Source organism: Isoptericola sp. NPDC056134 (genome assembly GCF_042264825.1).
GTDB classification, from domain to species: Bacteria; Actinomycetota; Actinomycetes; order Actinomycetales; family Cellulomonadaceae; genus Isoptericola; species Isoptericola nanjingensis.
On the sequence record NZ_JBHJVM010000009.1, the window covers coordinates 85,800 to 98,518 of the forward strand.

At 73.7% G+C, this 12,719-nt stretch carries 13 protein-coding genes; all 13 read left to right on the plus strand.

The window, feature by feature from the left end; all coding sequences use genetic code 11:
* Positions 1-12: 12 nt before the first annotated feature.
* Positions 13-492, plus strand: coding sequence for a redox-sensitive transcriptional activator SoxR (gene soxR, locus ACFCZN_RS10815; RefSeq protein WP_430556775.1), 480 nt, complete (start codon positions 13-15; stop codon positions 490-492).
* A 103-nt stretch (positions 493-595) separates the two neighbouring features.
* Positions 596-1,042, plus strand: coding sequence for a type II 3-dehydroquinate dehydratase (locus ACFCZN_RS10820; protein ID WP_430556776.1), 447 nt, complete (start codon positions 596-598; stop codon positions 1,040-1,042).
* A gap of 84 nt (positions 1,043-1,126) precedes the next feature.
* Complete coding sequence (locus tag ACFCZN_RS10825; protein WP_430556777.1) at positions 1,127-1,837, plus strand: hypothetical protein; 711 nt, start codon at positions 1,127-1,129, stop codon at positions 1,835-1,837.
* Positions 1,834-2,211 carry a hypothetical protein gene (locus ACFCZN_RS10830; protein ID WP_429763565.1) on the plus strand — a complete coding sequence of 126 codons (378 nt, stop codon included), beginning with the start codon at positions 1,834-1,836 and terminating at the stop codon, positions 2,209-2,211. Before ACFCZN_RS10825 ends, ACFCZN_RS10830 begins: the two co-directional genes overlap by 4 nt.
* A gap of 93 nt (positions 2,212-2,304) precedes the next feature.
* Positions 2,305-2,868, plus strand: a complete 564-nt coding sequence (gene efp / locus ACFCZN_RS10835; protein WP_429763563.1) for an elongation factor P — start codon at positions 2,305-2,307, stop codon at positions 2,866-2,868.
* A gap of 15 nt (positions 2,869-2,883) precedes the next feature.
* Entirely contained in the window at positions 2,884-3,300 is a 417-nt protein-coding gene (nusB, locus tag ACFCZN_RS10840) for a transcription antitermination factor NusB (RefSeq protein ID WP_429763561.1), read from the plus strand.
* A 278-nt stretch (positions 3,301-3,578) separates the two neighbouring features.
* Positions 3,579-4,190, plus strand: a complete 612-nt coding sequence (pyrR, locus tag ACFCZN_RS10845; protein WP_430556828.1) for a bifunctional pyr operon transcriptional regulator/uracil phosphoribosyltransferase PyrR — start codon at positions 3,579-3,581, stop codon at positions 4,188-4,190.
* Entirely contained in the window at positions 4,187-5,233 is a 1,047-nt protein-coding gene (locus tag ACFCZN_RS10850; protein WP_429763559.1) for an aspartate carbamoyltransferase catalytic subunit, read from the plus strand. The genes pyrR and ACFCZN_RS10850 overlap by 4 nt, the downstream gene beginning before the upstream one ends.
* Positions 5,230-6,576 carry a dihydroorotase gene (locus ACFCZN_RS10855; protein ID WP_430556778.1) on the plus strand — a complete coding sequence of 449 codons (1,347 nt, stop codon included), beginning with the start codon at positions 5,230-5,232 and terminating at the stop codon, positions 6,574-6,576. Before ACFCZN_RS10850 ends, ACFCZN_RS10855 begins: the two co-directional genes overlap by 4 nt.
* Complete coding sequence (locus ACFCZN_RS10860; RefSeq protein WP_430545476.1) at positions 6,573-7,115, plus strand: hypothetical protein; 543 nt, start codon at positions 6,573-6,575, stop codon at positions 7,113-7,115. The genes ACFCZN_RS10855 and ACFCZN_RS10860 overlap by 4 nt, the downstream gene beginning before the upstream one ends.
* Before the next feature lie 56 nt (positions 7,116-7,171).
* Positions 7,172-8,425 carry a glutamine-hydrolyzing carbamoyl-phosphate synthase small subunit gene (gene carA, locus ACFCZN_RS10865; protein WP_430556829.1) on the plus strand — a complete coding sequence of 418 codons (1,254 nt, stop codon included), beginning with the start codon at positions 7,172-7,174 and terminating at the stop codon, positions 8,423-8,425.
* Positions 8,425-11,796, plus strand: coding sequence for a carbamoyl-phosphate synthase large subunit (carB, locus tag ACFCZN_RS10870; protein ID WP_430556779.1), 3,372 nt, complete (start codon positions 8,425-8,427; stop codon positions 11,794-11,796). Before carA ends, carB begins: the two co-directional genes overlap by 1 nt.
* Positions 11,793-12,719 (plus strand): orotidine-5'-phosphate decarboxylase (gene pyrF / locus ACFCZN_RS10875; RefSeq protein ID WP_430556780.1); only part of this gene is annotated, 927 nt, incomplete at its 3' end. The genes carB and pyrF, both read left to right, overlap by 4 nt.

A 12,719-nucleotide genomic window follows, 5' to 3' on the forward strand; every position in this document is an offset into this window, starting at 1 on the left:
GGGACACGAATCGTGCCGGAGCACGCGACCGAGAGGGTCCCGTGGGACCACGTCGAGCTGACCGTCGGGGAGGTGGCCGCGCGCAGCGGCGTCGCCGTCTCCGCGCTGCACTTCTACGAGCGGCGCGGCCTGATCGCCAGCCGTCGCACGTCGGGCAACCAGCGGCGCTACCGGCGTGACGTCCTGCGGCGGGTCTCGTTCATCCGGGTCTCCCAGCGGGTCGGCATCCCGTTGGCGCGCATCGCCGAGGCGCTGGAGACCCTGCCCGCCGACCGCGCGCCGAACGTCCGCGACTGGGAGCGCCTGTCCAGGGCCTGGCGCACCGACCTCGACGCGCGGATCGCGCAGCTCGAGCGACTGCGCGACGACCTCGCCGACTGCATCGGGTGCGGCTGCCTGTCCCTGAGCCGGTGCGTGCTCGCCAACCCGCACGACGCCCTCGGGGACGACGGCCCCGGCCCGCGCCGGCTGCTCGTCGACGACCCGGAGTGAGCGGACCGGAGCGACGCCAGGGTCCGAGGGCGGTGCCCTTCCGGTGGTGCCGCGACCGCGGACGGCCGGGACGGGGGCGCTGGTGCCGCCGTACCCTCGGGCCATGACTCACGTCCTCGTCCTCAACGGTCCCAACCTCGGTCGGCTCGGCGTGCGCGAGCCCGAGATCTACGGCCACGCGTCCATGGCCGACCTCGAGCGGGAGGCCGCCGTCTGGGGGAGCGAGCTGGGCGTCACCGTCGACGTGCGCCAGACCGACGACGAGTCCGAGCTCGTGGGCTGGCTGCACGAGGCCGTGGACGCCCGCGCGCACGTGGTGCTCAACCCTGCGGCGTTCACCCACTACAGCTACGCGCTGCGCGACGCCGCGGCCCAGGTGACGACCTCCGGGCTCCTGCTCGTCGAGGTGCACCTGTCGAACCCCGCCTCGCGCGAGTCGTTCCGGCACTACTCGGTGGTGGCCGGCATCGCGACGGGGACGGTCGCGGGCTTCGGCTTCGACTCCTACCGGCTCGCGCTGAGCGCCCTTGCGCACAAGCTTCAGCCCTGAAGTTCGTCCTCTCCAGGTTCAAGGGTTGACAGAGGTCAAGCGCAGAGTCTTGATACATATCGCACAAGCGCTTAGCCTTGAGTGATGATCGTCGTGACGGCGGACCAGCGGGGCAGCACCCGGGGGCACGACCGCGTGCCCGAGGCGCTCGCGATCGTCGGCTCGCGAGCGGCCGGGAGGTCCGGCGTCGTGCTGCCGTTCGACCGGACGGTCGGGGACGAGCTGCAGGGCGTGCTGGCCGCGGACGACGACGGCGCCGCGCTGGCCGTCGACCTGGTCCTCGACCTCGTGCGCGACGGCGGCTGGTCCGTGGGGATCGGGCTGGGTGCCGTCGACCGGCCGCTGCCCGCGGCGTCGCGGGAGGCGTCCGGGCCGGCGTTCGTGCGGGCACGGGCGGCCGTCGACCGGGCGAAGCGGCGCGGGCGGGGCAGCGTGCCCCTGGCCGTGGTGGGACCGGACGAGGAGCCGCGCGCGACCGTCTCCGCGGACGCGCAGGCGCTCCTGCGCCTGCTCGGGGCCGTCGTCGCGCGCCGTTCCGCGGCGGGGTGGGAGGCCGTCGACACGCTCGTCGCACAGCGAGGCCCGGCGCCGCAGCGGGCCTCGGCGGCGGCGCTGGGGGTCAGCGAGCAGGCGGTGAGCCAGCGGTTGCGTGCCGCGCTGTGGGCCGAGGACGCGGCCGCCCGGCCGCTGGCGGCGCGCCTGCTGCGTGCGGCGGGCGCCGACCGGGACGATGTCACCGACGACGAACCGGACGACGAACCGGACGACGAGGCAGGAGAGGGGCACGCGCGGTGAGCTTCGGAGCGGTCGCGGCGGACGTCGCGGTGTGGGTCGTGGGCCTGGCCGCGAGCGTGGGCGGCGGTGCCTGGCTCGTGCCCTGGGTGCTCCGGCACGCCGAGCGCGAGCCCCAGGCGGCGGCGGAGGCGGTCGCCGTGCTGCGCGGCGGCACCTGGATCGGCCTGCTCGAGCGGCTGTGCGTCACGGGCTCGCTGCTCGCCGGCTACCCGGAGGGCGTGGCCGTGGTCGTCGCGGTCAAGGGGCTCGGCCGGTTCCCTGAGCTGCGCGAGCACCCGGTCGCGAGCGAGCGGTTCGTCGTGGGCACGCTGGCGTCGCTCGCCTGGTCGGCCGCCCTCGGTGTCGCGGGGCACGTGCTGCTGGTCGCGCTGTAGAATGTTCCGGGCCCTCTGCGGCCCGGCACGTCGACTCTCGCAGACATCCGCTGTCATCCGCTCCGTACCCGACCCCGAGGACGAACAAGAAACGTGGCTACCTCCAACGACATCAAGAACGGCACCGTGCTCCGCATCGACGGTCAGCTCTGGACGATCATCGAGTTCCAGCACGTCAAGCCGGGCAAGGGTGGCGCGTTCGTCCGCACCAAGATGAAGAACGTCGTGTCCGGCAAGACGGTCGACAAGACCTTCAACGCGGGCACCAAGATCGAGACCGCGAACGTGGACCGCCGCGACTTCCAGTACCTGTACATGGACGGCGCCGACTACGTGTTCATGGACACCGACACGTACGACCAGATCACCGTGCCCGGCGCCACCGTCGGCGACGCGAGCAACTACATGCTCGAGGGCATGAACATCATGGTCGCGTCCAACGACGGCACGCCGCTGTACGTCGAGCTCCCGTCGTCCGTGGTCCTCGAGATCACCTACACGGAGCCGGGCCTGCAGGGCGACCGCTCCACCGGCGGCACCAAGCCGGCCACGCTCGAGACGGGCGCGGAGATCCAGGTCCCGCTGTTCCTCGAGCAGGGCACCAAGGTCAAGGTCGACACGCGTGACGGGTCGTACCTGGGCCGCGTGAACGACTGACGGGCGCCTGCTGACATGGGTGCACGCACCAAGGCGCGCAAGCGCGCCGTCGACATCCTCTTCGAGGCGGAGCAGCGCGGGATCGACCCGCAGGTGCTCGTCGCGGACCGGGTGATCGAGCCGCACACCGAGGCCGCCGTGCCGCAGTACACCGTCGACCTCGTCGAGGGCGTCGCCGCCCACCGCGAGCGCATCGACGAGCTGCTGGCCACCTACTCCCAGGGGTGGACGGTGGAGCGGATGCCCGCGGTCGACCGCGCACTGCTGCGGATCGGCACCTGGGAGCTGCTGTACAACGACGACGTCCCCGACGCCGTCGCGGTGGACGAGGCGGTCGACCTCGCCGGGCAGCTCTCGACGGACGACTCGCCGTCGTTCGTCAACGGCCTGCTGGGCCGGCTCGTCGACATCAAGCCGACGCTGCTCATCTGACGCCGGCCCGTCGCCGAACAGGCGGTGGCGCACGCATCCGGGCCTGGATGCGTGCGCCGCCGCCTGTGGTGCGTTCCGGCGCCAGGCGTGCCGGCCGTGTGACGTACGCCGCGCCCGCATCGTGGGCACGCTCACGGGCGGTGCGGGGGCGACGGGATAGGGTGGAGGGCGTCAGAACGACACCCCGGGACAGCCTCCCGAGGGGCAGGAGAACCGACACCCTTTAACACCGTCCCGTGAGGCGGAGAAGGAGGTCGCCAGTGACTGCTGGCACCGGCATGCCCGGAACACCCGATCCGCGCGACGTCCCCGAAGGGACCGTCGTGCTCGGCGCGAGCGACGTCGCCCGCGCCCTCACCCGCATCGCGCACGAGATCGTCGAGCGCGCCAAGGGAGCCCAGGACGTCGTCCTGCTCGGCATCCCGACCCGCGGGGTCACCCTCGCCGCCCGCCTCGCGCAGCGGCTCGCGAGCATCGACCCCGCCTTCGACCCGGAGCGCGACCTCGGCGAGCTGGACGTCACGATGTACCGCGACGACCTGCGCCGCCAGCCCACCCGCGCGGTCGGCGTCACCCGGCTGCCCGCCGCGGGGATCGAGGGCAAGACCGTCGTCCTCGTCGACGACGTCCTCTTCTCCGGCCGCACGATCCGCGCCGCGCTCGACGCCATCGGCGACCTCGGCCGCCCGCAGGCCGTGCGTCTCGCCTGCCTGGTGGACCGCGGGCACCGCGAGCTGCCGATCCGACCCGACTTCGTGGGCAAGAACCTCCCGACCGCCCAGACGGAGCGGGTGCGCGTGCTGCTCGCGGAGGTGGACGGCTCCGACGCCGTGGTGATCAGCGGGCGCGAGCCCGGCGCCGCGGCCCCGGGCGAGGGGGACGAGCGATGAGGCACCTGCTCTCCACCGCCGACCTGGCCAAGGACGAGGCGATCGAGCTCCTCGACACCGCCGCGCAGATGGCCGCGACGCAGTCCCGCGAGATCAAGAAGCTGCCGACGCTGCGCGGCCGCACCGTGGTGAACCTCTTCTTCGAGGACTCCACCCGCACCCGCATCTCGTTCGAGACGGCCGCCAAGAGGCTGTCCGCGGACGTCATCAACTTCTCGGCCAAGGGGTCGAGCGTCTCCAAGGGCGAGTCCCTCAAGGACACCGCGCTCACCCTGCACGCGATGGGCGCCGACGCCGTGGTGGTCCGCCACTGGGCCTCGGGCGCCCCGTACCAGCTCGCGCACGCGGGCTGGCTCGACGCGGCCGTGCTCAACGCCGGCGACGGCACGCACATGCACCCCACGCAGGCGCTGCTCGACGCCTACACGATCCGCCGGCACCTCGGCGGTCACGGCGGCGGGCTGCGCCGAGGGGGCGACGACGGCGTCGGCGCCGACCTGGCGGGCGTGAAGGTCGCGATCGTGGGCGACGTCCTCCACTCGCGCGTCGCCCGGGCCAACGTGTGGCTGCTGCGCACGCTGGGCGCCGAGGTGACGCTCGTGTCGCCGCCCACGCTGCTGCCGGTCGGGGTCGAGTCCTGGCCGTGCCGCACGTCCTACGACCTGGACGCCACGCTCGCCGACTGGCAGCCCGACGCCGTGATGATGCTCCGCGTGCAGCGCGAGCGGATGTCCGGGGGAGCGGGGGCGTTCTTCCCGAGCCCGCTGGAGTACACCCGCTACTTCGGCCTCGACGGCCGCCGCCTGGCGCTGCTGCCCGCGCACTCGATCGTCATGCACCCTGGCCCGATGAACCGCGGGCTGGAGATCTCCGCCGAGGCGGCCGACTCCGACCGCGCCGTCATCGTGGAGCAGGTCGCGAACGGCGTCGCCGTGCGCATGGCCTCGCTCTACCTGCTGCTGTCCGGCACCGCCTCGTCGGCCGCGGTGCCCGCCTCCCTGCCCGCCCCTGTCTCGAGCACCACCGAAGGGACCGCCCTGTGACCACGACCTATGTGCTGCGCGGGGCCCGTCCCCTCGGCGGCGAGCCCGCCGACGTCGTCCTCGCGGACGGCGTGATCACCCAGGTCGCCGCCCCGGGTGCCGTGGACGTGCCCGCCGGCGACGACGTCGTCGAGATCGCGGCCGACGGGCACGTGCTCCTGCCTGGGCTGGTCGACCTGCACACCCACCTGCGCGAGCCGGGCCGCGAGGACGCCGAGACGGTCGCGTCCGGCACCCGCGCGGCCGCGGTGGGCGGCTTCACCGCCGTGCACGCCATGGCCAACACGTCGCCCGTCGCCGACACCGCCGGCGTCGTCGAGCAGGTGTGGCGCCTGGGTCAGGAGGCCGGCTGGGTCGACGTGCACCCGGTCGGGGCCGTCACCGTGGGCCTGGGGGGCGAGCGTCTCGCCGAGCTCGGCGCGATGGCGGACTCCGCGGCTCGCGTCCGGGTCTTCTCCGACGACGGCAAGTGCGTGCACGACCCGATCCTCATGCGCCGCGCGCTGGAGTACGTCAAGGCGTTCGACGGCGTCGTCGCGCAGCACGCGCAAGAGCCGCGCCTCACCGAGGGCGCCCAGATGAACGAGGGCGTCGTGTCGGCCGAGATCGGCCTGGCCGGATGGCCGGCGGTCGCCGAGGAGGCGATCATCGCCCGCGACGTGCTGCTCGCCGAGCACGTCGGCTCGCGCCTCCACGTCTGCCACCTGTCGACCGCCGGCTCGGTCGAGATCGTCCGCTGGGCCAAGGGCCGCGGCATCGACGTCACCGCAGAGGTGACGCCGCACCACCTGATCCTCACGGACGAGCTCGCCCGCACCTACGACCCCACGTACAAGGTGAACCCGCCGCTGCGCACCGCCGAGGACGTCGAGGCCGTGCGCCAGGGCCTGGCCGACGGCACGATCGACATCGTCGCCACGGACCACGCCCCGCACACCCGCGAGGACAAGGACTGCGAGTGGGGCGCCGCCGCGTTCGGCATGACCGGGCTGGAGACGGCCCTGTCGGTCGTGCAGCAGACCATGGTCGACACCGGCCGGCTCAGCTGGGCCGACGTCGCGCGCGTCCTGTCGACCAACCCCGCCCGGATCGGCCGGGTCGCGGACCACGGCCGGCCGGTCGAGGTCGGGGAGCCCGCCAACCTCACGCTGGTCGACCCGGCTGCCTCGCGGACGGTCGACGGCGCCGCCCAGGCCACCGCGAGCGGCAACACGCCCTTCGCCGGCCGCGAGCTGCCCGGCCGCGTGGTGGCGACGTTCCTGCGCGGCCGCGCGACCGTGCTCGACGGCGCGCCCGTCGAGCCCGCCGCTGCGCCGGCAGCCCAGCGGGGAGGCGCACGATGAACCTCCCCATGCCCGTCGCGGTCGGGATCTGGGTCGTCATCGGCGTCCTGCTCCTGCTCGTGATCCTCACCGGCCGGCGCCGGCTCGCCGCCCGCACCCGGGACACCGTCCCCGTGCCTCCTGCCGTCCCCGAGGACCTCGGTGCGCTGCGCCTCGGCCCGCTCGACGCCACGTACGTCTCCTCGACCCTGGCGGGGGACTGGCTGGCGCGGGTCGGCGCCCACCACCTCGGCGACCGCTCCACCGCCCACGTGTCCGTGCACGACGCCGGCGTCCTGGTCGAGCGAGACGGTGCCCCCGACGTGTTCGCGCCCGTGGCCGCCCTGCGCGGCGTCGGGCTGGCCCCCGGCATGGCCGGCAAGTACGTCGGCGCCGACGGCCTGGTCGTCGTGACCTGGGAGGACCCGGAGCGCGACGGCGTGCCGGCGGTCGCCCTCGACACCGGCCTGCGCACCCGCCTCGCGCCCGACCGCTCCCGCCTGGTCGACGCCGTGCGCCACCTCATGACCTCCGCCCCCGCACCGAAGGACGAGCAGTGACCTCCAGCTCCCTGACCAGCTCCGCGTCGAGCGGCCCCGTGCCGAGCCGCGCGCCCGTGCCGCACGCGGCCCTCCTCGTGCTCGAGGACGGCACCGTGGCCCGCGGCCGTGCGTACGGCGCCCGTGGCGCCACCTTCGGCGAGATCGTCTTCTCCACCGGCATGACCGGCTACCAGGAGACCCTCACCGACCCCTCCTACCACCGCCAGATCGTCGTGATGACGGCCCCGCACGTCGGGAACACCGGCATCAACGACGAGGACCCGGAGTCCGGCAAGATCTGGGTCGCCGGCTACGTGCTGCGCGACCCCGCCCGCCGCATGTCCTCCTGGCGTGCGGACCGCTCCCTCGAGGAGGAGCTCACGGCCCAGGGCGTCGTGGGCATCAGTGACGTCGACACCCGCAAGCTCACGCGCCATCTGCGCGAGCTGGGCGTCATGCGCGCCGGGATCTTCTCCGGCGACGCCCTGGTGCGCGAGGTCGCCGGCGGCACGCTCGTCGAGAGGTCGGTGCCCGAGCTGGTCGCCGAGGTGCAGGCGTCCCCCCAGATGGCGGGCGCCAACCTCTCCCCGGAGGTCACGACCGACCAGGCGTACGTCGTCGAGCCCTCGGGCGACTTCGCCGGGCGGGAGCCGCTGGCGACCGTCGTCGCCGTCGACCTGGGCATCAAGGCCATGACCCCGGCGCGGCTGGCGCAGCGGGGCGTGCGCGTGCACGTCGTGCCCCAGTCGGCCACGATCGCCGACATCGAGGCCCTGCTGCCGACCGACGGCTCGCCCACCGGCGTGTTCTTCTCGAACGGCCCCGGCGACCCGTCGTCGGCCACCCACGAGATCGAGCTGCTGCGCGGCGTGCTGGACCGGGGCATCCCGTTCTTCGGCATCTGCTTCGGCAACCAGCTGCTGGGCCGCGCCCTGGGGTACGGCACGTACAAGCTCGGGTACGGCCACCGCGGCATCAACCAGCCCGTCATGGACCGCACCACCGGCAAGGTCGAGGTCACGGCGCACAACCACGGCTTCGCCGTCGACGCGCCCCTGGACGCGGTGTCCACCGCGCCCCACGACGCCGAGCGCGCCGACGGCCGCGCCTACGGCCGCGTCATCGTGTCCCACGTCGGCCTCAACGACCAGGTGGTCGAGGGGCTGACCGCGCTCGACGTACCGGCCTTCTCCGTGCAGTACCACCCCGAGGCCGCCGCCGGACCGCACGACAGCGCCTACCTCTTCGACCGCTTCGTCGAGCTCATGACGAGCCGCGAGCCCGTGACCGTCCCCGCCGCCACGCTGGCCGCGCTGAAGGAGAACTGATGCCCCGCCGTTCCGACCTCTCCTCCGTCCTGGTCATCGGCTCCGGCCCGATCGTCATCGGCCAGGCCTGCGAGTTCGACTACTCCGGCACGCAGGCCTGCCGCGTGCTGAAGGAGGAGGGCCTGCGGGTCGTCCTCGTGAACTCGAACCCGGCCACGATCATGACCGACCCGGAGTTCGCCGACGCCACGTACGTCGAGCCGATCACCACCGAGGTGCTCACCTCGATCATCGCCAAGGAGCGCCCCGACGCCCTCCTGCCCACCCTCGGCGGCCAGACGGCGCTCAACGCCGCCATCGCCCTCGACGAGGCCGGCGTCCTCGAGCAGTACGACGTCGAGCTCATCGGCGCGAACATCCCCGCCATCCAGAAGGGCGAGGACCGCCAGCAGTTCAAGGACGTCGTCGCCAAGTGCGGCGGCGAGTCCGCCCGCTCCGTCATCGTGCACACCGTGGAGGAGGCCGTCGCGGCGGCCGCCGACCTCGGCTACCCGATGGTCGTGCGCCCGTCCTTCACGATGGGCGGCCTCGGCTCCGGCTTCGCGTACGACGAGACCGAGCTGCGCCGCATCGTCGGCCAAGGCCTGCACTACTCGCCCACCACCGAGGTGCTCCTGGAGGAGTCCATCCTCGGCTGGAAGGAGTACGAGCTCGAGCTCATGCGCGACAAGGACGACAACGTCGTGGTCGTCTGCTCGATCGAGAACGTGGACCCGGTCGGCGTGCACACCGGCGACTCGGTCACCGTGGCCCCCGCGATGACGCTCACCGACCGCGAGTACCAGAAGCTGCGCGACATCGGCATCGCCGTCATCCGCGAGGTCGGCGTCGACACGGGCGGCTGCAACATCCAGTTCGCCGTCGACCCCGACACCGGGCGCGTCATCGTCATCGAGATGAACCCGCGCGTGTCGCGCTCCTCGGCCCTGGCGTCGAAGGCGACCGGCTTCCCGATCGCGAAGATCGCGGCCAAGCTCGCCGTCGGGTACACGCTCGACGAGATCCCGAACGACATCACGCGCGTCACGCCGGCGAGCTTCGAGCCCACGCTCGACTACGTCGTCGTCAAGGTGCCCCGCTTCGCGTTCGAGAAGTTCCCGGCCGCCGACCCGACGCTCACCACGACCATGAAGTCGGTGGGCGAGGCCATGGCGCTGGGCCGCAACTTCACCGAGGCGCTCGGCAAGGCCCTGCGCTCGATCGACAAGGGCGGGGTCTCGTTCCACTGGGACGGCGACGCGCCGTCCGGGGCGGAGCTCGACCAGCTGCTCGCCGAGATCGTGCGACCCACCGAGCACCGCATGGTCGGCGTGCAGCAGGCCCTGCGGGCGGTCGTCGCCGGGCACACCACGCTCGAGGCCGTCTTCGACGCGACGAAGATCGACCCCTGGTTCCTCGACCAGATCCTGCTGATGAACGAGGTCGCCGCCGAGGTGGCCGCCGGCCCGACCCTCACCGAGGACGTGCTGCGCCGCGCCAAGCGGCACGGCCTGTCCGACGTGCAGGTCGCGCGGCTGCGCGGCATGGGCCCGGCGGGGGAGGCCACCGTCCGCGAGGTGCGGCGCGCGCTCGGCGTCCGGCCGGTCTACAAGACGGTCGACACCTGCGCCGCCGAGTTCGCGGCCCGCACGCCGTACCACTACTCGTCCTACGACGAGGAGACCGAGGTGGCGCCCCGCGAGCGCGAGGCCGTCATCATCCTGGGCTCCGGCCCGAACCGGATCGGCCAGGGCATCGAGTTCGACTACTCGTGCGTGCACGCCGCCCTGACCCTGTCCGAGCGGTACGAGACCGTCATGGTCAACTGCAACCCGGAGACCGTCTCGACGGACTACGACACCTCCGACCGCCTGTACTTCGAGCCGCTCACGTTCGAGGACGTCCTCGAGGTCTACGAGGCCGAGCTCGCCGCCGGCCCGGTCAAGGGCGTCATCGTGCAGCTCGGCGGGCAGACGCCGCTCGCCCTCGCGCAGCGCCTGGCGGACGCGGGCGTGCCGATCCTCGGCACCTCGCCCGAGGCCATCGACGCCGCCGAGGACCGCGGCATCTTCGGGCAGGTGCTGCTCGACGCCGGCCTGCCCGCCCCCGCGTTCGGCACGGCCCGCTCGCTGGGCCAGGCCCGCGAGGTGGCCGAGACGATCGGCTACCCGGTGCTGGTGCGCCCGTCGTACGTGCTCGGCGGCCGCGGCATGGAGATCGTGTACTCCGCCGAGCAGCTCACCGAGTACGTCGAGCGGGCGCTCGCGGCCGCCGCCGCGGACGAGCGCACGGCCGGCGGCCTGCTGCCCGCGCCGCTGCTCATCGACCGATTCCTCGACGACGCGATGGAGATCGACGTCGACGCCCTGTACGACGGCGAGGAGATGTTCCTCGGCGGCGTCATGGAGCACATCGAGGAGGCCGGCATCCACTCCGGCGACTCCGCGTGCGTGCTGCCGCCGGTCTCGCTGTCGACCGCGGAGATCGAGCGCATCCGCCGCTCCACCGAGGCGATCGCGAAGGGCGTCGGCGTGCGCGGCCTGCTCAACGTGCAGTACGCGCTCGTCTCGGACGTCCTGTACGTGCTCGAGGCGAACCCGCGCGCGTCGCGCACCGTCCCGTTCGTGTCCAAGGCGACGGGCACCTCGATGTCCAAGGCGGCGGCCCGGGTCATGGTCGGCGAGTCGATCGCCGAGCTGCGCGCGGCCGGCGTCCTGCCCGCCGAGGGCGACGGCGGCACGCTCGACCTCGGGGCGCCGCTGGCGGTCAAGGAGGCCGTGCTGCCGTTCAAGCGGTTCCGCACCGCCGAGGGCCAGGTCGTCGACACGGTGCTCGGCCCGGAGATGCGCTCCACCGGCGAGGTCATGGGCTTCGACAAGGACTTCCCGCACGCGTTCGCGAAGTCGCAGGCCGCCGCGTTCGGCGGGCTGCCCACCGAGGGCCGGGTGTTCGTGTCGGTCGCCGACCGCGACAAGCGCTCGATCATCTTCCCGGTGAAGCGGCTCGCGGAGCTGGGCTTCGAGGTGCTCGCCACCTCCGGCACGGCGCAGGTGCTGCGGCGCAACGGCATCGGCAGCACGGTCGTGCGCAAGTTCTCCGAGGGCCGGGGTGCCGACGGCGAGCCGACGATCGTCGACCTCATCAGCGACGGCAGCGTCGACCTCGTGGTCAACTCCCCGTCCGGCCAGGGCGCTCGCGCCGACGGCTACGAGATCCGCGCCGCGACGACGGCGGCGGACAAGCCGATGATCACCACCGTGGACCAGCTCGCCGCGGCGGTGCAGGGCATCGAGGCGGTCCGCGGCGGCCCGTTCGACGTCGCGAGCCTCCAGGAGCACACGACGGCGACGCGGGAGCGGCTCGGCGCCGCGGCGGCGGGGTTGCCGGCATGAGCGCCGCGGCCACGCCCCTTGCCACCTCGGCGCCGTTCGGCGCGCGGCTCGCCGCGGCGATGGACGCCCACGGGCCGCTGTGCGTGGGCATCGACCCGCACGCGTCGCTGCTCTCGGCCTGGGGGCTGGGGGACGACGCCGCCGGGGTCCGCGAGTTCGGCCTGCGGGTCGTGGACGCGCTCGGCGGGCGGGTGGCGGCCTTCAAGCCGCAGGCCGCGTTCTTCGAGCGCCACGGTTCCGCCGGCGTCGCGGCGCTGGAGGACGTGATCGCCGCCTCCCGCGCCGTGGGCACCCTGACGATCGTCGACGCCAAGCGCGGCGACATCGGCTCGACGATGGGTGCCTACGCCGACGCGTTCCTCGCGGACGGCTCGCCCCTCGCCGGTGACGCCGTGACGGTGTCGCCGTACCTGGGCTTCGGCTCGCTCGCGCCGGCCGCCGAGCTGGCCGCGCGCACCGGGCGCGGCATCTTCGTGCTGTGCCTCACCTCCAACAAGGAGGGGCACGAGGTGCAGCACGCCGTCGGGCCCGACGGCGTGAGCGTCGCGGCGTCGGTCGCCGCCCAGGCGGCCGTGCTGAACGCCGGCGCCGTCGCCGAGGGGCTGCCGATGGGCTCGGTCGGGCTCGTCGTCGGTGCCACGGTCGGCGACGCCGCCCGTGAGACCGGCACGGACCTCGTGGCCGTGCACGGCCCGCTGCTCGCGCCCGGCGTGGGTGCCCAGGGCGCGGGGGAGCGGGAGCTCGCCTCCGCCTTCGGGGACGCGCGGCGACAGGTGCTCGCCTCGTCGTCCCGCGGCGTCCTCGCGGCGGGGCCCGACGCCGAGGGGCTGCGGGGGGGAGAAGGGGCCGCGGGGGGGGGGGGAGGGGGGAGGGTGGGGCCTTTGCGGCAGCGATTCTCAACACGGGGCCGCCCCCCCCGAGGG